The 21,527-nt window shown below is 64.2% G+C and carries 21 protein-coding genes; 13 read left to right on the forward strand and 8 right to left on the reverse strand.

The window, feature by feature from the left end; all coding sequences use genetic code 11:
• Nucleotides 1-28 precede the first annotated feature (28 nt).
• Together DIR46_RS02430 and DIR46_RS27565 are read right to left on the reverse strand one after the other, a co-directional pair.
• The gene (locus DIR46_RS02430) at nt 29-655 is read right to left on the reverse strand and encodes a phage antirepressor KilAC domain-containing protein (RefSeq protein WP_109343825.1); all 627 of its coding nucleotides are present in this window, start codon (nt 653-655) and stop codon (nt 29-31) included.
• The gene (locus DIR46_RS27565) at nt 652-786 is read right to left on the reverse strand and encodes a hypothetical protein (protein WP_282433172.1); all 135 of its coding nucleotides are present in this window, start codon (nt 784-786) and stop codon (nt 652-654) included. The genes DIR46_RS02430 and DIR46_RS27565 overlap by 4 nt, the downstream gene beginning before the upstream one ends.
• Before the next feature lie 1,339 nt (nt 787-2,125).
• Here DIR46_RS27565 and DIR46_RS02435 point away from each other — a divergent pair.
• The 10 genes from DIR46_RS02435 to paoC all read left to right on the forward strand — a co-directional run bounded on the left by DIR46_RS02435 (nt 2,126) and on the right by paoC (nt 12,732).
• Nucleotides 2,126-2,662, forward strand: coding sequence for a nuclear transport factor 2 family protein (locus tag DIR46_RS02435; RefSeq protein WP_109343826.1), 537 nt, complete (start codon nt 2,126-2,128; stop codon nt 2,660-2,662).
• A 333-nt stretch (nt 2,663-2,995) separates the two neighbouring features.
• On the forward strand, nt 2,996-3,430 hold the full coding sequence (locus tag DIR46_RS26370) for a DNA-binding transcriptional response regulator (protein ID WP_162819397.1): 435 nt from the start codon (nt 2,996-2,998) through the stop codon (nt 3,428-3,430).
• A 770-nt stretch (nt 3,431-4,200) separates the two neighbouring features.
• Complete coding sequence (locus DIR46_RS02445) at nt 4,201-4,467, forward strand: hypothetical protein (protein WP_109343828.1); 267 nt, start codon at nt 4,201-4,203, stop codon at nt 4,465-4,467.
• Nucleotides 4,468-4,752: 285 nt separating this feature from the next.
• The gene (locus tag DIR46_RS02450) at nt 4,753-5,082 is read left to right on the forward strand and encodes a DUF4214 domain-containing protein (protein ID WP_162819398.1); all 330 of its coding nucleotides are present in this window, start codon (nt 4,753-4,755) and stop codon (nt 5,080-5,082) included.
• Between the two features lie 159 nt (nt 5,083-5,241).
• On the forward strand, nt 5,242-5,517 hold the full coding sequence (locus DIR46_RS02455; RefSeq protein WP_109343830.1) for a hypothetical protein: 276 nt from the start codon (nt 5,242-5,244) through the stop codon (nt 5,515-5,517).
• 395 nt (nt 5,518-5,912) lie between these two features.
• Nucleotides 5,913-6,761 (forward strand): universal stress protein, encoded by an 849-nt coding sequence (locus DIR46_RS02460; RefSeq protein ID WP_109343831.1) that lies wholly within the window; start codon nt 5,913-5,915, stop codon nt 6,759-6,761.
• A gap of 10 nt (nt 6,762-6,771) precedes the next feature.
• Entirely contained in the window at nt 6,772-8,586 is a 1,815-nt protein-coding gene (locus DIR46_RS02465) for a PHA/PHB synthase family protein (RefSeq protein WP_229446460.1), read from the forward strand.
• 333 nt (nt 8,587-8,919) lie between these two features.
• Complete coding sequence (gene paoA / locus DIR46_RS02470) at nt 8,920-9,573, forward strand: aldehyde dehydrogenase iron-sulfur subunit PaoA (RefSeq protein WP_109343833.1); 654 nt, start codon at nt 8,920-8,922, stop codon at nt 9,571-9,573.
• Nucleotides 9,570-10,523 (forward strand): FAD binding domain-containing protein, encoded by a 954-nt coding sequence (locus tag DIR46_RS02475; protein ID WP_109343834.1) that lies wholly within the window; start codon nt 9,570-9,572, stop codon nt 10,521-10,523. Before paoA ends, DIR46_RS02475 begins: the two co-directional genes overlap by 4 nt.
• Before the next feature lie 4 nt (nt 10,524-10,527).
• Nucleotides 10,528-12,732 (forward strand): aldehyde oxidoreductase molybdenum-binding subunit PaoC, encoded by a 2,205-nt coding sequence (paoC, locus tag DIR46_RS02480; protein WP_109343835.1) that lies wholly within the window; start codon nt 10,528-10,530, stop codon nt 12,730-12,732.
• A gap of 4 nt (nt 12,733-12,736) precedes the next feature.
• Here the strand turns inward: paoC and DIR46_RS02485 are convergent, their stop codons facing one another.
• The 3 genes from DIR46_RS02485 to DIR46_RS02495 all read right to left on the reverse strand — a co-directional run bounded on the left by DIR46_RS02485 (nt 12,737) and on the right by DIR46_RS02495 (nt 14,433).
• A complete protein-coding gene (locus DIR46_RS02485; RefSeq protein ID WP_109343836.1) occupies nt 12,737-13,714 on the reverse strand; it encodes a sensor domain-containing diguanylate cyclase in 978 nt (325 codons plus the stop codon).
• 99 nt (nt 13,715-13,813) lie between these two features.
• Nucleotides 13,814-14,023 carry a hypothetical protein gene (locus DIR46_RS02490; RefSeq protein WP_109343837.1) on the reverse strand — a complete coding sequence of 70 codons (210 nt, stop codon included), beginning with the start codon at nt 14,021-14,023 and terminating at the stop codon, nt 13,814-13,816.
• A gap of 5 nt (nt 14,024-14,028) precedes the next feature.
• The gene (locus DIR46_RS02495; RefSeq protein ID WP_109343838.1) at nt 14,029-14,433 is read right to left on the reverse strand and encodes a hypothetical protein; all 405 of its coding nucleotides are present in this window, start codon (nt 14,431-14,433) and stop codon (nt 14,029-14,031) included.
• A gap of 121 nt (nt 14,434-14,554) precedes the next feature.
• On the opposite strand from DIR46_RS02495, the gene DIR46_RS02500 reads away from it, so the two are divergent.
• Both DIR46_RS02500 and DIR46_RS02505 read left to right on the forward strand, forming a co-directional pair.
• Entirely contained in the window at nt 14,555-15,235 is a 681-nt protein-coding gene (locus DIR46_RS02500; protein WP_109343839.1) for an SOS response-associated peptidase, read from the forward strand.
• Between the two features lie 91 nt (nt 15,236-15,326).
• Nucleotides 15,327-16,295, forward strand: coding sequence for an IS1595 family transposase (locus DIR46_RS02505; protein WP_109343840.1), 969 nt, complete (start codon nt 15,327-15,329; stop codon nt 16,293-16,295).
• An 84-nt stretch (nt 16,296-16,379) separates the two neighbouring features.
• Here DIR46_RS02505 and DIR46_RS02510 read toward each other — a convergent pair whose 3' ends face one another.
• Both DIR46_RS02510 and DIR46_RS02515 read right to left on the reverse strand, forming a co-directional pair.
• Nucleotides 16,380-17,765, reverse strand: a complete 1,386-nt coding sequence (locus DIR46_RS02510) for a right-handed parallel beta-helix repeat-containing protein (RefSeq protein ID WP_205289062.1) — start codon at nt 17,763-17,765, stop codon at nt 16,380-16,382.
• 260 nt (nt 17,766-18,025) lie between these two features.
• The gene (locus DIR46_RS02515) at nt 18,026-19,180 is read right to left on the reverse strand and encodes a right-handed parallel beta-helix repeat-containing protein (RefSeq protein ID WP_109343841.1); all 1,155 of its coding nucleotides are present in this window, start codon (nt 19,178-19,180) and stop codon (nt 18,026-18,028) included.
• 416 nt (nt 19,181-19,596) lie between these two features.
• Between DIR46_RS02515 and DIR46_RS02520 the strand changes: the two genes are divergently transcribed.
• Nucleotides 19,597-19,968 (forward strand): Lcl C-terminal domain-containing protein, encoded by a 372-nt coding sequence (locus DIR46_RS02520; protein WP_109343842.1) that lies wholly within the window; start codon nt 19,597-19,599, stop codon nt 19,966-19,968.
• Between the two features lie 24 nt (nt 19,969-19,992).
• On the opposite strand, the gene DIR46_RS02525 is transcribed toward DIR46_RS02520, so the two are convergent.
• On the reverse strand, nt 19,993-21,435 hold the full coding sequence (locus DIR46_RS02525) for a M20/M25/M40 family metallo-hydrolase (RefSeq protein WP_109343843.1): 1,443 nt from the start codon (nt 21,433-21,435) through the stop codon (nt 19,993-19,995).
• Between the last annotated feature and the right edge of the window lie 92 nt (nt 21,436-21,527).

Below are 21,527 nucleotides of genomic sequence, written 5' to 3' on the forward strand. Positions count from 1 at the left end.
CGCGGCCAGGCCGCGCAATGGGAAGTAGTCAAGCATGGGCTGCCTCCCCGTGGTGCTGACGCAGCGCTACTTGGTGCTTTGCCCACTCGCCCGCGGTCCAGGTCACGCCCTTCGGGATAAAGCGCGCGGCGTTGAACGCGTGGTTGTTCTGGGCAGTGCCGGCCTTCACGCAGAAGCGGCTGGCGTCCATGTACTGGGCATGGGGCGTCAGCGCGCCGCCGAGGCGGTACATGATCTTCTGGTCGAGCAGTAACTCCCCGAATGCGCTTTCGTTCGCACCCAGCAGCCTGGCCACCTCGCGGAAGCCTTTGGTGCCGCTCGAGTCGGCATAGCGCTCGACGAACTCCACGGCCGGCGCCGCCGCGGCGAGCTGGGCGGCCTGAGCATCGATCAACTCCTGCTGCTCGGCCGTGAGACGCAGCGCCGCCGCGAACGACTGCGGCACGACCTGCGCTGGCCCGACGGCCTCCAGCCCCTGCCAACGGTCGACCAGCCGCGCGGTGAACTGGGGCGACAGCTGCGCCGCGATCACATAGGAGTCGCGCTTGCCGACGCGGTCTTGACGGATCATCTTCGGGTCCGGGCCGTCGTTCGGCACTTCCTCAAGTTGAGGGAGTGCGATCATGCCGCGCGCCAGCAGGCTCTTGATCGTCAAGCGGCCTCATTGTAGACGTGGCCCTCATCGATCCGGCGGCTCACCAGCTGCAGCGCGGCGACCGTCTCGCCCTGGGTGGCGACTTCCATCCGGCAGTCGTGGATCGTTAGTGCAGTGTCGATGTCGCGCATGGCGTCGCCGTCCAGGCGAAAGTCGCCGGTCTTGGCGCTCCGGACCTTGGCGCGGAAGGCGCCGTCAAGCGCGCGGACGATGGCTCGCTCGTGCCGCCAACCGCTGCGGAACGCGGTCTGCAGCGCCCATCCTTCTTGCTCAACTTGCGACCGATGCCAGTGATCGCGAAAAACTTCCCGAATCGGCCTGGGGCCGTGCTTGTGCAGGTACTGGCCTGGGATATCTGCGACGCTGCCGCGGAACGCGCGGCAAACAAGAGTCTCAGGGTATCGTAGCAGCCCAGAATCAGCTGGGGCACTCGACCCAGACGATGACCCAGCACTACGTCCGTCACCGAAGGGGCAAGCTCGTTACGCCAACAAAGTAGTTCCGCAAAACGACATATGGATAGCGCTGCTCACGGTACAGAACTGCGCTCCCGTTTACAGATTTGCGGAACGCAAACCCGGCTTAAGGTTTTGATTTTAATAACCTTGGCGCTAGACTTAAAATCTGCTGCCAGCAATCGCGTGCCGATTCGATTCCCGCTCCGGACATCAAGGATTTATGCTGATCAACGGGTTTCTGCGGGGTATCTGCGGGGTATGCGCGGGGTATGTGCAGGGAATATGCGGGGTCAGTACGTGCTCCTTTTACCGCTCCAACGTTCCCCAAACTGCGCGTTTTTTCACAAAAGCCTTTAATTCTCGTCTTTTCAAACTCTTTGGCTTGACCAACTCGCGTTTGCGGCGATCCACATAGCTCGAACTCATCGACGGCACGGTATGGCCTAGCTATCCCACCGCGGCAATGTTCAGCTGAACCTCGTCGATGCTGATTGTTGCCTTTGCGCGCAGTTCCCGCAGGCCGTCTTCCTTGATGCCAGCGTACTCAAGAGAACCTCCACAAAATTCTTTGAAATTACATTGAATGTACCGGGGGAGCCGCTATAGGCAGACCCAACACCGCTTCTGCGCGGGGGCGGACATGGTTGACTCACTGAAATACTGTACGCTGATGCAGTATCGATTGGTGCCAACATGCCCACTGTTGCGCCAGCATCGCATTTAGATGCACTACGCATAGTCTTCTCTTGAGCAGATACCGAATGTAGCCATTTCTGCCATACTTTCCGCATGAATCAAGTAATTGACCGTTTCGCAGCCGTAAAGGTCGACCTTGGTTCTGATATCGCCGCCGCATCTGGAATGGCTGCCGGTTTCCTCTCGCTCTACCAAGCAGGCGCGCCTCTTCCGGCTGATTCAGCGCGCGCTGATCCAGGGTGGCCGCGCCGGCCACTCGATAACCGGCTTCGCAACCGACTAGCAGCCTTCATTCAGAAATTGGTCCTTCGAGATCATGAATAAAAAAACCATCAAGTACGCGATATATAGCCTCGTCGCCATGTCTATCGCAGCAAGCATGGCACATGCAAAAAGCGATTTCCAAACGCCCCCATCCCTTTCCCGTGGAAGCACAATGAAGGCGCCGGATGCGATGCAAGCGCTGCGCGACGCCGAGATGCTTCGAGAAGACGCAATGGCGCGAGGAGATGTAGAGCTCTTGAAGAACCTTTTCTCTGATTATTATTACCACGTTGAAAGCAATGGCCGAGTTCGATCGAAAACTCAGCTTCTGATGGCAGTGCAACGAGGGGAGCTCAAATTCCTGAGCTACAAAGTCGATGAAGTCGAAATCAGGCTTAACGGTTTTGTCGCAGTGGCCGTTGGGCGCTTCACGGTCACCCGAGAAGTTGGTCTCGACAAAATTCAATACACCGGCAGGTTCATGCGCGTGTGGGAACGCCATGGGAACCGTTGGCGCAACACGATGCATCAGTCGACGGAAGTGAAACCTGCGGTCAGCGCTCTGCGTAATTCGGTGTCAACGCAATAAGTTTGTTCGCGAGGCACGCTGTACGCTATTGCATCACTGTGGCCGGGACTGCAGTGTTTCTCGTCGGCAATGTCATGTCTGACTTTCAGGCACGGGCTCACCATGTGAAGCGTCAGGCGTCGTGGCGCAGGCAGTGTCGGTCGTACACGAGGAGCCGGGTGCCGCGGCGGTCGGGCCGCTGCGGTATCGACATTGTCACCGCCGAATGCCGAAAAAGGTAGCTCATTGATGACCTGTAGGAGAAGTCCCGCCTGCCTGAACGGCGAGCGCTGCTACTGTTAGGGAATGAATCAACAGTAAAGTCGAGCCAAGTAGCTAGAACATGGTGCCGACATGAAAGCAGCATTGGTAGTCGGTGACAGCCGTGAGCTGTGCGGGGATCTGAAGATTCATATGACCTCGCTCGGCTATATGACTATCACCACCGAAAAGCATGATGCCGCGTTGAGCGCGGTGGGGACGACACGGTTCGATGTAGTGTTGATCTGCAGCCCGACGCGCCCGGTGGAGCGGCGCTCATTTGCTGGTGAGTTGAAAAGCCGCTGCCATACCGCCGCTGTCATTCTGATCACAGCAAGCGATGCAACGTACGCAGCCGCAAAAGCCTGCCGATTTGCTGGCATTACCGCTGTGATCAAAGGTCCAGTCTCGCTCGTCGCGCTATGGCGTGTGATCGAGTTCGGCCTGGAGGGCCTGGGCTGTCACAGGGGATGGGTCGACGAGACCGACGATCGACGTCACGCGGGCGCCCAGGCGGAACGGCTCTAGAAGTTCGGCGGCAGTCCGGTGAGCCCAGGGTGCCTGCACCGGTCTTGTCGACGTCTCGGCGCTTCGATGCCTCAGACTGCTTGCCATCTCCGCGACGAGTTGTTCGATTGATATCTCTGACAACATGGTAGGGTAGGCCCCCCCGAAGTTACCGCAAAGCCAGCTCTGGTACGACGAAAGATCACAGAATTGAACGGCGTGCGCAAGCAGATCCGTACCACTCACCGATCCTTTTACGTACGCGCACAGCATCGCCTGATCCGCTTCGGAGATGACGACTCCCTCAGCTTCCAGTTCGTTCATCATCTGCGCGACGCGCTTTCCTCGTAACTTCTGCATTATTCCACCTTTTGGGCCACATCAATCGCTGGGAGTTAACGCTAGCGTGACAATTGGAGAGATTTCTTTCTAAATATTAATTGCAGTTTGCAACCTCGTACAGCACCGTTCACTTAGGAGCTTCTTAAAAACAACAAATAATGCATTTCACCAACTATCGGATGGGTGTTCTCTCCAGCCCCATGCCACCCCTGGCTTCCGGCCATTCCAGCCATGAGGCCCTTCGGCGATGCGCAGCCCATTGCAGACCCGGTTACAGCCGGCGGTAGCGAGGCTCGCGACGCTTTTGGCAAACTTCAGCCGTTCAAGGCGAGAAACGCCGTATGCATTCAGCATGGCCGGTACGAATTTGAACCGCTGTTGATATGCTTTGTACTGACCTCAGGCCCCGCCGCTCGTAAAATAAGTTGTCGATTTAGAACGAGGGGTTTATGGACAGCTTCGGCTCAACAAGGTCGGTCAACCCTTGGGATGAAGGCGATTACCGCATCCATGGTCGCGTGGTGGAAGCCCCCGACGGGGGATTCTGGCCCGCATACTCGATCGAGAGAATCCGCGGCATCCCCGATGCACCGAAACAGGCGGCTGCCTTGCACGAGGTCCGCGCGCAAAGCTTTACTACCAGGGGCCTTGCAGAAATGATGGCCATATCCCACGGCGTGCAAAGGGTTCGTACACTGTACCGGCTGGATTGCTGAATTCTGCTGCGATCACCCGAACAGCTTGCCAATGCGTGCCGCTGCTTGCATTCGCCAGTATCAGATCTGACGCTAGTCCTGATACCGGGTCTCGCGCTTGCGCTCGTCGCTGCAGGCGATGCAGATCTGGTGTCGGCCATGGCACTGTGGCAGGCCCTTTTTCCGGCCTGCCTCGGCCAGGCCGATGCGTTGGCTGAGGCGCAATGAGTATCGACGCCCGCGATAGCACCCGTTTTGCCGGCTCACGGCTCATTCACCTTTGCACTAGGCGGCTTCAACATGCCCATGCGTAAAGAAGCGCCATGGCAACCGTTTCAGCCACCGTCAACATCGACGGCCTCGCTGACCGACAGCGCCGCCAGCTTCGTCGCTGCCGATGAAGCAACGGGCGGACCGGACGAGGCGGCCCTCGTCGCCCATCTGTACCGAACGGCACTCGGGCGCGACGCGACGGCGCTCGAACTGTCGGAATGGAATGCGCTGCTGGTCAATGGCCAGTCGATCGCGGCGACGTGCTGCCGGCACTGGTCGAGTCGGGTCGGGTCGGGTCGGGTCGGGTCGGCCGAGATGGTGGCGCTGGTCGGCGTCATGAGCGCGACTTTCGAAGTCACTTGAATCGCCAAGGATCGCCACGCCCCTGGTCCGGCCTCTGATTCATCCATTTCACAACACTCGAGCAGCCGCGAGCGAGGGACTGTTGCCTTTGTCTGTTCAGTATCTTGCGTAACGACAAGTTCCGTAATAGGCTGACCAGGTTAACTTCTGGCGAGCATCATGGGATTTCTCTCGGCATCAAAATCGTTCTTTTCGGCCATCACGAGCGCAATCGCGACGACCCATTCCTGGCAGTACGAAAGGACCCGAGACCAGCGCACCTGCACCTGCTGCGGCCGGCAAGAGGAAATGGTCCTCGACCTCGTTAGCACGAACTGGGAAGTACTCGTTCCCGGCGACCTGGCCGCGCACGCCGCCAAGCCCGTCACTGCCGCCGCGCGACCGTCCGCCGCGCCGGACCTCGCCACAGCGCATGCCACGGATCCTGCCATCTGATAAAAAAAAGCCGCTGCCGCACGAAGCAGGCAACGGCCAAGTCCTCGGCAGGGCCGAGATGGAGACACAAGAGAACCGACCACATCGCCGGTAATGACATGAGTATGCGGCCAAGCCGGATAGTCACAAGGCCTGAAAGTGGTAATCGCGACCGCGTCCTTGCGTCAGAACAGTCGTACACCTTCAGGACAATGCTCCTCGGCATTTCTCCGCCTTCTTTGTTAGATTTTTTGATTCACATCAACCGCGCCCCTGACACGTCTCCGATCCGGGAATAAAGTGGACTTTAAATAATCCAAGCGTATAGGCCAGAAACCGTCCAGGGTCGCTCCCTTGGCAGGTTCCGGAACGTCTATCCGCCCGAGTCCGCTTTTACCGAAAAGAAAGGAACGAGCATGTACAAGACTATCGTGGTTCACGTCGACGGCAGTCCCGAGCAAGAGGCGCGCCTGCGCGCCGGCGCGCTGCTGGCCAATGCCTTCGACGCCCACCTCGTCGGCAGCGCCGCCACCGGCATTTCCTGGCTCGACTATTCCCTCCTGGTCGGCTCGATGGGGGCACCGATGATGCCCGAATCCGATTTCAGCGGGGTGCGCGAGGCAGTCGAGGCGCGGCTCGAAGAATTCAGCACCGCCGTCCAGCGCCAAGGGGTCACCAGTTTCGAGACGCGCATGCTCGAAGACGACGCCCGCTACGCCCTGCTGCTCGAATCGCGCTATGCCGATCTCGTGATCGTCAGCCGCGACGGCGAACCGATCGCCGTGCCGGGCATCCCGGCCCAGGCGCGCGGCTTGCCCGAATACGTCGCGCTGCACGGTGCGCGTCCCGTGCTGGTGGTGCCGCCCGGCTGGAAAAACCGGCCCCTGCCCGGCACCGCCGTCGTCGGCTGGGATGGCAGCATGCAGGCGATCCGCGCGATCTCCGCCGCCCTGCCCCTGCTACGGCAAGCCGATACGGTCAAGCTCACCCTCATCAATCCCGGCGCCATGGCCGAGATGCATGGAGAGGAACCGGGCGCCGACATGGCGCTGCACCTGGCGCGCCACGGGGTCAAGGTCGACGTCGTCATCGAGACCACGCGCAGCAGCACCGGCGAGGCGCTCCTCAAGGTCGCGCGCGAGCACGATGCCGGCCTGCTGGTCACAGGCGCCTTCGGCCATAGCCGCTACCGCGAATTCGTCCTCGGCGGTGTCACGCGCGCGCTGCTGGCGGGCAGCGACACACCGCTCCTGATCGCGCACTGAGCGCAACTGCATGCCGCGAGCCCCCGCCATGGCGCCCGATACCTTGCCCAATCGGCGACCCGATGCCGCCGGCAGCACGCGCCGGCTCGAAGGCAGCGCCTGGCTCGGCGGCACCCACCGCCATGCGCGGGTCGCCGGCAGCGGGCAAGTCCATGCCGACCTGGTGCTGTGGGCCTGGCTGGGCCGCCTCACCGGCAACCTGTCGCCGGCAGCGCTCTCCATGGCCTGGTTCGACTGGGCCAGCCACCTCATGATGTCGCCCGACAAGCAGCACGAGCTGGCCACCGACGCTGCCCTCGGCTGGCAGCGCTGGCTGCACTACCTGGTCACGCCGGCCGGCGATGCCGCCGATCTGGTGCGACCGCTGGCCCAGGATAAACGTTTCGTCGATCCGGCCTGGAATGCCTGGCCCTGGCGCCAGCTCAGCCAGGGCTTCCTGCTGAGCCAGCAATGGTGGCACCGCGCCACCTCCAGCGTGCGCGGCGTGGCGCCGCACCATGCCGACGTCGTCACCTTCGTCGCCCGCCAGCTGCTCGACTGCGTGGCGCCGTCGAATTTCGTCACCACCAACCCCGTCGTGCAACGCGCCGTGCTGGCCAGCGGCGGGATGAACCTCGTCAACGGCGCCATGCGCGCCCGGCGCGACGTGCAAGGGCTGCTCGCGGGCAAGCCGCGCGTGGTCAACTACCGGCCGGGGCGCGAGGTGGCCATCACGCCGGGCAAGGTGGTGATGCGGAACCGGCTCATCGAATTGCTGCGCTACGACCCCGTAGGCCCCGCCGTGCACGAAGTGCCGCTCCTGATCGTGCCGGCCTGGATCATGAAGTTCTACATTCTCGACCTGTCACCGCACAATTCCCTGGTGCGCTACCTGGTCGAGCGCGGCCATACCGTGTACATGGTGTCGTGGAAGAACCCCCAGGCCGAAGATCGCGACCTCTCCATGGACGACTACCGCCAACTGGGCATCACTGCCGCGCTCGACGCCATCGTCGCCCAGACCGGCGCCAGCAAGATCAATGCCGCTGGATATTGCCTGGGCGGCACCCTGCTGGCGATCGCCGCCGCCGCCATGGCGCGCGACCACGATCTGCGCCTGGCCAGCATCTCGCTGCTGGCGGCCCAGGTTGACTTTACCGAGCCCGGCGAGCTGTCGCTGTTCATCGACGACAGCCAGGTCAGCTTCCTGGAGGCCGCCATGTGGCAGCAGGGCTACCTCGACACGCGCCAGATGGCCGGCGCCTTCCAGCTGCTGCGCTCCAACGACCTCATCTGGTCGCGGCGCTTGCGCCACTACCTGCTCGACCTGCCCGAGAAAGAGAGCGACCTGATGTCCTGGAATGCCGACGCCACTCGCATGCCCTATCGCATGCATTCCGAATACCTGCACCGCCTGTTCCTGAGCAACAGCCTGGCCAGCTCGCGCTACCTGGCCGGCGGACATCCCGTCTCGCTGAGCGACATCGACGTGCCCATCTGCGCGGTCGGCACGCTCACCGACCATGTCGCGCCATGGCGCTCGGTGTACAAGATCATCCCTCTCACCGATACCGAAATCACTTTCATCCTCACCAGCGGCGGCCACAATGCCGGCGTGGTCTCACCGCCAGGCAGTCCCAACCGTAGCTACCAGATCGCCGTGCACGGGCATGACGATCCCTACATCGATCCCGACCGTTGGCTGGCGTGCGTGCCCCAGGTAGAAGGCAGTTGGTGGCCCGCCTGGGAACAATGGTTGTCAGGCCATGCCGGCAAGCATGTTCCGCCGCCGGCACCAATGCCCAATACGGCGCCGGCGCCGGGCGACTACGTCCTTCAGCAATAGGCGCAGCCCTTCCTCATGCTCCAACACCGCCCTGGCCGGCGCCGCCGGTCCGGACGATCGAGCCCTGCCCGTTGGTCCGCGTGAGGTTTCGTGTGCCTGCGTGCGGGCTTGCATCCCCCCACCATGTGCCCGCATGGACCGATGTGCCATGTGCGACCGAGGCGTGCTTAACAGCCAGCCAGATCCTTCAGGTTTCAAGTGAACGCGGCCTTCCCGGCAGCTGACTTAGAATCAATTCGACAACTCCGCAAGCCCTTCCACACCTGTCGGCGCCGCAATATTGACGCCGAGAACAGGCGTGGGCAACGCACTCTAGAGAAGGAAGCCATAAGCATGGACCAATTTAGCGACGTCAAGCTCACCCGGCGCGACCTGTTGATCGCCGGCGCCCTGTCGGTATCGACCGCGGCCGTCCCGGGCGCGCATGCCCAGCAGGCCGCACCGACGGCTGGCGCGGCCACCACTCCCGAGCCGGTCACCACCGGCGTCACCTTCACCGTCAACGGCAAGCAGGTCACCCTGGAGCTGGACACCCGCACCAGCCTGCTCGACGCGCTGCGCGAGCACCTGCACCTGACCGGTTCCAAGAAGGGCTGCGACCAGGGCCAGTGCGGCGCCTGCACCGTCATCATGGACGGGCGCCGCATCAACTCCTGCCTGTCGCTGGCGGTCATGCACGAAGGCGCCAGCATCACCACCATCGAGGGCCTCGGGACGCCAGAGAAGCTCCATCCGATGCAGGCCGCCTTCATCAAGCACGACGGCTACCAGTGCGGCTACTGTACCCCCGGTCAGATCTGTGCCAGCGTGTCCGTGATCGAGGAAATCCGCCAGGGCATTCCGAGCCACGTGACCGCCGACCTGAATGCGAAACCCCTGCTCTCCGTCGAAGAGATCCGCGAACGCATGAGCGGCAATATCTGCCGATGTGGCGCCTACTCGAACATCATCGATGCGATCACCGAAGTGGGAGGGGTCAAGGCATGAAGGCATTCACCTACCAGCGCGCCACCTCGCCGGCTCAGGCCGCCCAGCTCGTCGCCCGCACCCCGAACGCCCGCTTCATCGCCGGCGGCACCAATCTGCTCGACCTCATGAAACTCGAGATCGAGACCCCGACCGCCCTGGTCGACGTCAACGGTCTTGGCTTCGACGAGATCGAGCCCACCGCCGACGGCGGCCTCCGTGTGGGCGCCCTGGTGCGCAACACCGACCTGGCGGCCGACGCGCGCGTGCGCAAGGATTACGCCGTGCTGTCGCGCGCCCTGCTGGCGGGTGCGTCGACGCAGTTGCGCAACAAGGCGACCACTTCGGGCAACCTGTTGCAGCGCACCCGCTGCCCGTATTTCTACGATACGGCGCAGAAGTGCAACAAGCGCCAGCCGGGCAGCGGCTGCGCCGCCATCGGCGGCTTCACCCGCCACCACGCCGTGGTCGGCGCCAGCGAAGCCTGCATCGCCGTCCACCCGAGCGATATGGCGATCGCCATGCGCCTGCTCGACGCCGAGGTGGAGACGGTGAAGGCCGACGGCAGCATGCGCAGCATCCCGATCGCCGATTTCCACCGGCTGCCGGGCAATACCCCGCACATCGAGACCGTGCTCGAGCCGGGCGAATTGATCACCTCCGTCAAATTGCCGAGGCCGCTGGGCGGCGTGCACGCCTACCGCAAGGTGCGCGACCGCGCTTCCTACGCTTTTGCCCTGGTATCGGTCGCCACCGTGATCCTGCCCGACGGCAGCGGCCGCGTGGCGGTCGGCGGCGTGGCGCACAAGCCGTGGCGGGTCGAAGAGGCCGAACGGCAGATGGCGCAAGGCGCCAGGGCGGTATCCGATCGCCTGATGGCCGGCGCCCGTACCACCGAAGACAACGCATTCAAGGTGACCCTGGTGCACCGTACCCTCGCGGAAGCGATGTCCGCAGCGAAGAAAGGCTGATCCCATGAAATTCACGACTCCAGCCACCACCAATCCCATCGACCGCCAGCGCTACGTCGGCCAGCCGCTCGACCGCATCGATGGCCCGCTCAAGTGCACCGGCACCGCGCCCTACGCCTACGAGCACCACAAGGAAGTGCCGAACGCCGCCCACGGCTTCGTGGTCGGCTCCAGCATCGCCAAGGGCCGCATCGCCTCGGTCGAGATCGACGCCGCGCGCCGCGCACCCGGCGTGCTGGCCGTGGTCACGGCCGCCAATGCCGGCAAGCTGGGTAAAGGCGACATGAACGTCGCCCACCTGCTGGCCGGCCCCAAGGTCGAGCACTACCACCAGGCCGTCGCGCTCGTGGTGGCCGAGACCTTCGAGCAGGCGCGCGCCGCATCGCATCTTGTGCGTGTGAAGTACGTCGAAGAGAAAGGTCGCTTCGACCTCGCCGCCGAGAAGGACAAGGCCGTGAAGCCCGACTGGGAATCCGACCCGCCCGACTCCAAGGCCGGCAACTTCCAGCGTGGTTTCGATACCGCCCCGGTGAAGCTCGACGCTACCTATACCACCCCGGACCAGTCGCACGCGATGATGGAGCCGCATGCCTCCACCGCCGTGTGGGAAGGCGACAAGCTGACGGTATGGACCTCGAATCAGATGATCAACTGGTGCGTCAAGGACCTGTCGAAGACGCTGAACATCCCGAAGGACAAGGTGCGCGTGATCTCGCCTTACGTCGGCGGCGGCTTCGGGTCCAAGCTGTTCCTGCGCGCCGACGCCCTGCTGGCGTCGCTGGGCGCGCGCGCAGCCAAGCGTCCGGTGAAAGTGGCGCTGCACCGTCACCTCATCTTCAATAACACCACGCACCGCCCGGCGACCATCCAGCGCATCCGCATCGGCGCCGGCCGCGACGGCCGCATCACGGCGATCGGCCACGAGTCCTGGAACGGCAATCTGCCCAAGGGCAGTTCGGAAGTCGCCACCCAGCAGACCCGCCTCCTGTACGCCGGCGCCGACCGCATGACCGCGACCCGCGTCGCCATGCTCGACCTGCCCGAAGGAAATGCGATGCGCGCGCCGGGTGAGGCGCCAGGCATGATGGCGCTCGAAATCGCGATCGACGAGATGGCCGAAAAGCTGAACATCGACCCGGTCCAGTTCCGCATCCTCAACGACACCAAGGTCGATCCCGAGAAGCCGATCCGCAAGTTTTCCGAGCGCCGCTTCGTCGAGTGCATGCGCATGGGCGCCGAGAAGTTCGGCTGGAACAAGCGCAATCCCAAGCCGGGCCAGACACGCGACGGCCGCTGGCTGATCGGCTACGGCGTGGCCTCGGCCTTCCGCAACAGTCCGGTGATGAAGTCGGCGGCGCGGGTGCGGCTCACGGGCGAAGGTAAGGTCATCGTCGAAACCGACATGACCGATATCGGCACCGGCAGCTACACCATCATCGGCCAGACGGCGGCCGAAATGCTGGGCGTGCCGCTCGATCGGGTCGAGGTGCGCCTGGGCGACTCCAGCTTCCCCGTCTCGGCAGGCTCCGGCGGCCAGTGGGGCGCGAACAGCTCGACCTCGGGCGTCTACGCCGCCTGCGCCAAGCTGCGCGAACAGGTCGCCGCCAAGCTTGGCGTCAAGGAGAGCGAGGCCGAGTTCGTGGACGGCGCCGTGCGTGCCGGCGGGCGCAACCTGCCGCTGGCGCAAGCCGCCGCCGGCGGCGAGCTGGTGGCCGAGGACACCATCGAATTTTCCGGTGGCCTCGACAAGAAGAACCAGCTGTCGACCTTCGGCGCCCACTTCGTCGAAGTCGCGGTCGACGCGATCAGCGGCGAAGTGCGGGTGCGGCGCATGCTGGCCGTGTGCGCGGCCGGCCGCATCCTCAATCCAAAGCAGGCGCGCAGCCAGGTGATCGGCGCGATGACGATGGGCGTGGGGGCGGCGCTGATGGAACACCTGGTGGTCGACAAGCGCCTCGGCTTCTTCGCCAACCACGATCTCGCCACCTACGAGGTGCCGATTCACGCCGACATCCCCCACCAGGAAGTCGTGTTCCTCAAGGAAGAAGACGAGCTGTCCTCGCCCATGAAAGCAAAGGGCGTCGGCGAGCTCGGTATCTGCGGAGTCGGCGCCGCGGTCGCGAATGCGATCTACAACGCCACCGGCGTGCGCGTGCGCGAGTATCCGGTCACGCTCGACAAGCTGCTGGACCGGCTGCCGCCCGTCTGACGCTTCAGGCGGCGGCGTCCACTTCGTCGCCGTCGGCGACCACGCGATTGCGGCCGCCGCGCTTGGCCGCGTATAGCGCCTTGTCGGCAGCCTCGATCAGCGCTTCCGGCGCATTCAGGCGCGCCCGGTCGAAGGCGGAGACGCCGATGCTGAGCGTGACCTGCGGATGGTGGGCGGCCGGCGCCTGCTGCAGGCCCAGGCCGGCGACGTGGGCGCGGATGCGGTCGGCCAGCACGCGCGCCTGTTCCAAAGTAGTCTCGGGCAACACCGCCGCGAACTCTTCGCCGCCATAGCGCGCCGCCAGGTCGGCCGGCCGCTTGAGCATGCCGGCCAGCTCCTGGGCCACCATTGCCAGGCAGCTGTCGCCCTGCTGGTGGCCGAAGTGGTCGTTATAGGCCTTGAACGAATCGATATCGACCAGCAGCAGCGCCAGCGCGCCATCCGCGCGCTGCGCGCGGCGCAGTTCGCGCTCCAGCGCCACGTCGAAATGGCGGCGGTTGGCGATCCCGGTCAGGCCATCGATATAGGAACGCGCGCGCAGCGATTCGGCGTGCTCCATCAGGCGCCGCTCGCGCACCGCGATGCTGCTCACGTCGCGGATCTCGACCAGGCAGAAGCGCTGGCCGCCTTCGTCGAACGGCGTGACCGAGACCGCCTGGTCGATCAGGGCGCCGTCGAAACTGCCCGGCGCGCGCAGCGGGAATGGCGCACGGCTGTTCGAGGGCGGCACGTGCTCGGTGGCGACGCCTTCGAGCAGCGCGGCGAAGATGGCCGCCTCGACGCGCGATCCGCGCAGGTCGGGGAAGACGTCGATCAAGGCATGGCCCTGCATCCGGGCCGCGCCGCGGCCGGAACGCGGCACCAGCCAGCCGTTCCAGAGGACGATGCAACCTTCATGGTCGAGCACGATGACACCGCAATCGACGAGATTGAGCGCCCGCGCCGGCAGGCTGCTGATGGGTTCTGGATTGGTTTGAGTCACGGATCGGCAAATGTTGAATTTGGGAAACAATTCAAATCATACCGGAGTTTACCGGACCAACGGAAGAACCAAGATTGCCGGCGCCCACGCCGGCCGGGGTCAAGGCGGGCTCTGCAGCATATGCCAGGCCATCGCCACGCAGACGATCGCCACGAAGAACAGCAAGCCGAACACGAAGATGCGCATCGAATTGGCCAGGCCGGTCACGGCGCGGTTGGCGCTCTCGTTGAGCTTGCCGCGTTGGCGCGCACCGTTCAGCAGCATCGAAATGAAGATGAACAGTGTCGCGCAGATCAGTACCAGTTTCATTTCATCTAGGTCCGCACTGCCACCAGGATCAGTGCCACCACGGCCAGCAGCCCGGACAGGCCGGCGGTCACGCCGAGCCAGGTGATCTTCTGGCGCTGCACGTCCATCTTGGCGATCAGCTGGGCATTCTGGTCGGCCAGGTTGGCGATCAGCTCGGAGGCCGCGCGCATCTGGTTGCGCAAATCGTTCAGCTCCGCATCGTTCTGTTCTGAACGCGCGATCAGGAGGCCGATGATGTCGTCTTCTTGCGCGGCCATCTCGGGACTCAGGCCGGTCGCCGGGTCCACCGACCCCGGTTTGCGATTGACCGTGTCCCACAGGCGGCGCGCGCCGGTCGCCACCTGCGGCGCGGCGCTGATCACCTCGCTCCAAGGGACGGTCTTCAATACGGTCCACCAGCCTGCTGCCATACCTGCTCCTCGTCAATCATATGATCCCGGAGCATACCATTGCCGGACGGTGCGGCCAAACGCCACACGCCTCGCGCGCTGCCGCGTGCTGCCTTCATGCGGCTTGCGCTAGTATCGATCCATGTGTGGACGATTCGACCAGAGCCAGACGGCTCGCAACTACGCCAGCGCGCTCGGCTGGCTCGACGCGGTGTATGACAGCGAAGCCACGCCCGCCTACAACGTGCCGCCCGGCACCTACCGGCCGCTGCTGCACATCCAGGATGGCGAGCGGCGGGTGGACGACGTGTACTGGAGCTACCAGGCGCGCTGGGCCAAGGGCAAGGTGCCGGTGACGATCAATGCGCGCATGGACAAGCTCACCAACCGCTATTGGCGCGGCCTGCTCAAGTCGGGTCGGGCGCTGGTGCCGGCCCAGGGCTGGTACGAGTGGACCGGAGAAAAAGGCCATAAACAACCCTGGCACATCCACCGCCGGGACGGCGCGCCGCTATTCATGCTGGCCCTGGCCAATTTCGGCGGTTTTACCGAACACCGCGCCGAGGCCGGCTTCGTGCTCGTGACCGACGATGCCTCGGGAGGCATGCTCGACATCCACGACCGGCGGCCGGTGGTGCTGGATGCGCTGGATGCCGAGACCTGGCTCGATCCTGCGCTCTCGAGCGAGGAAGCGCTGGCGTTCGCGCGCCGCGCCGCCCTGCCCTCGGACGCGTTCGAGTGGCACGCGGTCAGCACCCTGCTCAACCGGGCCGGGCTCGGCGGTCCAGAGGTCGTGCAACCGGTCGATACCGAATCCGAATAAAAAGGCGCTGTACCCGTTAGATATGGATGAGCATTGAACTGCTGAGCTGACCCGCGGTCCAACCCCGGTCGTCATCGATCGGGAGCGCGCAATGAAAGCGCCGGAGTTTGCGAAGCTGTTCACCGGGTTGCCGCTGCTGAACCAGCCGCAGCGCCAGCAGGTGCTCGCCGTCCTGCATCCGGCAGCCGGGCTCGACCGAGTGATCGCCCTCATCGGCGAGATCCGGTCAAAGAAGCGCTGCTGCCCGGATTGCGGCTGCGAGCGTTGTCACCGCCATGGCCGGGCCAACGACTTGCAACGCTTTCGCTGCTGCGCATGCGGCCGCACCTTCAACGACCTGACCGGCACGCCGCTGGCGCGGCTCAGGCACAAGGACAAGTGGCTCGATTACCTGGACACGGTGCTCGATGCCCGCACGGTGCGTTCTGCGGCCAAGCGAGTAGGCGTGCATCGGAACACGACCTTTCGCTGGCGCCACCGCTTCCTCGAGCGGGTCAAGGACGACCGGCCCGAGCGCCTGGCCGGCATCGTCGAGGCCGACGAGATGCTCCTGCTCGAATCGCAGAAGGGGTCGCGCAAGCTCGATCGCCCTGCGCGCAAACGCGGTGGCAGGGCCGCCCTGCGCGGCATTTCACGTCACCTCGACTGCATCCTGGTGGCGCGCGACCGCAGCGGACAGACCATCGATGCCGTCACCGGCCGCGGCGCCCTTACGGTGACCCAACTGTTCAAGCACCTGCCGCCGAAACTCGATCCCCAGGCGCTGCTGGTCACCGACGCCAACGCCGCCTATCGCGCCTTCGCCCAATCGCATGGCATTGCGCACCAGGCCGTCAATCTCAGTGCCGGTGAACGGGTGCGCAGCGGCGTCGAGGGCGCGATCCATGTTCAACATGTGAACGCTTATCATCGGCGCTTCAAGGAATGGCTGGCGCGCTTCCATGGCGTGGCGTCGCGCTGGCTACCCAACTACCTTGGCTGGCATTGGGCGATTGATGGTGGAAGGGTCCCTTCCGTCGAGCAATTGCTGCGTATCGCGTTCAAGGTCATCAACAGATAACGATGACAGCGCCATAGAAAAAGTGGCCCGGACGCTCGCACGTCCGGGCCATTCGCCTCGCGGCCATGCCGCCATCACCAGCTGTTATCGCTGGTATGCGCCCAGGTCGATGCTGCTGCCACGCGCCTTGCCGTCGATGTCGGTCTTCGGCGCGTAGGTGGCGAGGCCGCGGCCGATCGCTGGCGAGCTGGTCGACAGCTTGTAGTCCGGGGTTGCCGCGGTGCGCGAGTAACCGGCGAACAGCGGTTCCGAGCTGATGGTGCCCGTATGGGTCAGGCCGTTACGCAGCCGGAAGTTGTAGGTCGTGTTCTTGGTGACCAGGTTGTTTTTATACGTGTTGCCCTTGCCGGTGGTCCCTTGCTCCGAGATGCCGTACTTGTTGTCGTAGACGATGTTGTTGTGCACGTGGACGTTGTTGGCGCCTGCCCTCGTGAAGTAGAAGTCGCCACCGCCGACGATGATGCCGAACACCGACGAGCTCACCGTGTTGTTGACGATCTGCAGGTCGGTCGCATCGTGCCACAGGTGGATCGCCGCCGAGCCCACGCGGTAGACGATGTTGTTCTTGATCGTGCCCGAAGTGCTGTGATAGATGCCCTGGACGTAGGTGCAGCCGGCCGGGCCGATATCGTGCACGACGTTGCCGATCACATCGCCCTTGACGCCCTTGTAATAGCTGTCGACGCCGATCGCCGAGCCGCCGGCGCTATTGCACGGGATGGTCGTCGCCATGTGGTGCACGCGGTTGCCCTCGATGACGTTGTACGAACCGCCGGTGTAGATCCCGAGCACCCATTTGGTGCCGGTGCCGATCTTGCTGCCGTCGACGTCGAAACCGATGATGCTGACGTAGTTGCCCCGGTTGTCCCAGGCGGTCTTGTTGGTCGAATTGGCAGGTGGCACGATCTTGGCGCCCCACTTGGTGGTCGACACCCAGTAGATGCGGTTGCTTGCCGTACCGCTGGCGGTGGTCCTGATGCCGCCGGCATAGGTGCCCGGCGCCACGAACACGGTCGTGCCGGCCTTGGTTGCTGCTTTGGCGGCGCGTGCCAGCGTCTTGAACGGCGCGGCCTTGGTGCCGGCGGCGCTGTCCGAACCGTTCGGCGAGACGTAGTAGTTGTACGGCGTGGCCGGGATCGTGCTCGGGCCGGCGACAGGGCCTGGATGACGCTTGGTGTACTCGGCGCTGCGCTTGATCTCCGCTTCGACGCTCACGAGACTGACGCCGCGGCTCATTGCCTGGGTCCAGTACTGCAGGCCGCCCGCATCCGGCTCACGGCCGAGAAGGGTCAGGTACAGCTGACGCACTTGTTCCTGGGCCGAGGCAGCGGCAGTGGCGGCTGGCGCCGCACTTTGCGGGGCTGTAGCGGCGTGGACCGATGCGGTAGCGGCCAGCAGCAAGGTTGCTGCGGCGGCGACACGGGTCATATTGGTGCGGAGGTGCGAGGCGATCATGGTGCTGCTTTTCATCTAAGGGTTTCCTTCTAGTCCGGAAAAATGACCGGGCAACGGAGGGGCCACGCACAGGGCGCGACTGTCCACGCGAGGCGTGGGCTTCTCCTGATGTGTCGGAGCGGACGGGGCGCAGGCGCCCGTCCACGAGATCTGCCAGCTGGCGCTGGCGCGGGTGACGCCGGACAAAGCTGGCCGGGGCTGGCTTCGGTCCGGGTCGGTACTGCCGGGGTGCTGCTGGGTAGTGCCGGGTGCTGCTGGGTGGTGCTGAGTGCTGCTTAGCGCTGGTAAGCGCCGAGATCGATGGCGGTGCCGCGTGCCTTGCCGTCGATGTCGGTCTTCGGCGCGTAGGTGGCGAGACCGCGGCCGATCGCTGGCGAGCTGGTCGACAGCTTGTAATTCGGCATTGCGGCGGTGCGCGAGTAACCGGCGAACAGCGGTTCCGAGCTGATGGTGCCCGTATGGGTCAGGCCGTTACGCAGCCGGAAGTTGTAGGTCGTGTTCCTGGTGACCAGGTTGTTTTTATACGTGTTGCCCTTGCCGGTGGTCCCTTGTTCCGAGATGCCGTACTTGTTGTCGTAGACGATGTTGTTGTGCACGTGGACGTTGTTGGCGCCTGCCTTCGTGAAGTAGAAGTCGCCGCCGCCGACGATGATGCCGAACACAGACGAGCTCACCGTGTTGTTGACGATCTGCAGGTCGGTCGCATCGTGCCACAGGTGGATCGCCGCCGAGCCCACGCGGTAGACGATGTTGTTCTTGATCGTGCCCGAAGTGCTGTGATAGATGCCCTGGACGTAGGTGCAGCCGGCCGGGCCGATATCGTGCACGACGTTGCCGATCACATCGCCCTTGACGCCCTTGTAATAGCTGTCGACGCCGATCGCCGAGCCGCCGGCGCTATTGCACGGGATGGTCGTCGCCATGTGGTGCACGCGATTGCCCTCGATGACGTTGTACGAACCGCCGGTGTAGATGCCGAGCACCCATTTGGTGCCGGTGCCGATCTTGCTGCCGTCGACGTCGAAACCGATGATGCTGACGTAGTTGCCCCGGTTGTCCCAGGCGGTCTTGTTGGTCGAATTGGCAGGTGGCACGATCTTGGCGCCCCACTTGGTGGTCGACACCCAGTAGATGCGGTTGCTTGCCGTACCGCTGGCGGTCGTCCTGATACCGCCGGCATAGGTGCCCGGCGCAACGAACACAGTCGTGCCGGCCTTGGTTGCTGCTTTGGCGGCGCGTGCCAGCGTCTTGAATGGTGCGGCCTTGGTGCCGGCGGCGGTGTCCGAGCCGGTTGGCGAGACGTAGAAATTGTTCGGGGTGGTCGGGATCGTTGCGGCGTTGGCCGACATGGCGGCGGCTAGCAAAGCGACAGCGGCAGCGGCGTGGGTGACGTTGGTACGGATCGAAGCGAAGGTGGCGAAGGTCTGCATGAATGTGTCTTACCCCAAATAATGAATGCAACCCTTTGAGCTTGGGAAACTTCCTAAGTTCAACTTTTTTAGAGAAATTTTTCTTGAAGTAATAAATCTCCAAGAACAATTTCCCTATAGAAATCGAATACTCGCCTTGGATTGTCCCCATGTAGCGCGCCAGCGGACGAGTTTGCAGAGAGAAATGGCAAGGACGCGCAGATAGTTGCTCGGGGCGGTCCGGATGGCGGCGACGGCGGACATGGCGGCGGCCAGCCAGGCGACGGCAGCAGTGCTGCGGGTAGCGTCTGTGCGGACCGGGGCGATCCTTCTCCTTAGAAATTAGACGCGACCATGATCTAAATCGAACCCAACACGAAACCAAAAGTCGCGCTCAGCAGTCTTATCCCACGGCTACTTAACGCGAGGAGATTTCAATGGGCGAATACATGCAAATCCGGGGATTGCTGCAAGACGGCGAAGAATATGCCGGTCTGATCTTGGGCAAGGACGAACCCGACTACCACCTGGTCCTGCTGCCAGGCGACTCCGCCGACGTCAGCTGGCCCACGGCCGTGGACTGGGCGAGCGCCCATGGGGGTGCGCTGCCGACGCGGCGCGAACTGGCGCTGCTGTTCGCGAACCTGCGCGAATCGTTCGAGCGCAACTGGTACTGGTCGAGCGAGCCGCACGCCACCCGCGCGCAGCTGGTCTGGGGCCAGAATTTCGCGAGTGGCATCCAGACCATCTATGGCCGGCCCTACCGCGGCCATGCGCGCGCGATCCGGCGCATCAGCACAGCGGCCTGAGCCGGCGGCGCGGGCGAACCGGGATCAGGGCTTCGGCACGCTGGAGCGGCCGATGTCCTGCTCCATATTCGCCAGGTACCAGGCGGTCGCGGTCATCAGCGCCACGTGGCGGCGCAGGATGTCCGGATCGACCTTGTCCAGGGTGTCGGCCGGCGTGTGGTGATAGTCGAAATAGCTCGAGGTGTCGACGATCGGCGCGAAACTCGGCACGCCCGCGCGTTCCAGACCGGCGAGGTCGCCGGTGGCCAGCACGTCCTGGCGTTGGAACACATTGGCGCCGATCGGCTGCATTGCCGCTTGCAGCGGCGCGAACAGCTTGACCGACTGCGGCATGACGCTGGCGCGCAGGCCGAAGGGACGGCCGACGCCGTTGTCGCTTTCGATGGCGCCGAAGTGCTTGCCCGCGTTGGCCTGTTCGGCGGCCAGGTAGGCGGCCGCGCCGCGCTGGCCATTCTCTTCGTTCATCCAGGCGACGAAGCGGATGGTGCGGCGTGGCCGGTAGTCGAGCTTCTTGAGCACCTCGAACACGGCCATCGCGCTGGCGACGGCCGCGGCATCGTCGTGCGCGCCCGGCGACAGGTCCCAGGAATCGAGGTGGCCCGAGACGATCACGATCTCGTCCGGTTTCTCGGTGCCCGGCAAGTCGGCGATCACATTGAAGCTGTCGGCGTCCGGCAGGTTCTGTGGGGTCAGCACGAGCTTCATGCTCAGCGGGCCGCGCTTGGCCAGGCGCGCCATCAGCATCGCGTCCTCCGCCGTCACGGCGGCGGCCGGGATGCGTGCGTTCTCGAGCAGGCCCGAGGAACCGGTATGCGGCAGGCGGTAGGCGGCGCCGCCGACCGAACGCACCAGCGCGCCGACAGCGCCGAGCTCGGCCGCCATGCGCGGGCCGTTGCGGCGGTAGGCCGAACCCTGGCCATAGGCATGACCGGCCAGGCCGCGGTCGGCCATGTGCTGGTCGAACGCCACGTCGAACAGGACGATCTTGCCCTTCACTTCAGCGGCGCGGCTCTTGAGCTCGTCGAAACTCTTGAGCACCAGCACCGGCGCCACCAGTCCCTCGGCCGGGGTCGCGCCCGAACCGCCCAGTGCGGACAGCACGACGCGCTGGGTCACGCCCTGCGGACGACCTGTGTACTCGACCAGCTCGCCGGTCTCGATGCCGCGCACCCAGTGCGGCACTTTTACAGGTTGCAAGGTCACCTTGGCGCCGAGCTTGCGCATCGCTTCCGCCAGCTGGGTCACCGCGGCGGCCGCGCCGGGCGAACCGGACAGGCGCGGACCGATCAGGTCGGTCATGTCTTCGGTACGTTGCCAGGCGTAATCGCTGCTCATCGCCGTGTCGCGAATCCTGGCGAGGGCTGCCGGATCGTTGCCGGGGCTGGCGGCCAGGGCCGGGACGCTCAGCAGCGCGGCGGCGATGACGCCCATGACGGGAAGGTGGTGGAGACGGAAGCTGCGTTTCATGCGGCAAACCCTTGCTAGTTCGAAAGGATTCAAACGATAGCGCATTCGGCAACTTTTCGCCCCTGTTTTTTGCCGTACGTACATTTAAACGG

This window comes from Massilia oculi, assembly GCF_003143515.1.
Classification (GTDB): Bacteria; Pseudomonadota; Gammaproteobacteria; order Burkholderiales; family Burkholderiaceae_D; genus Telluria; species Telluria oculi.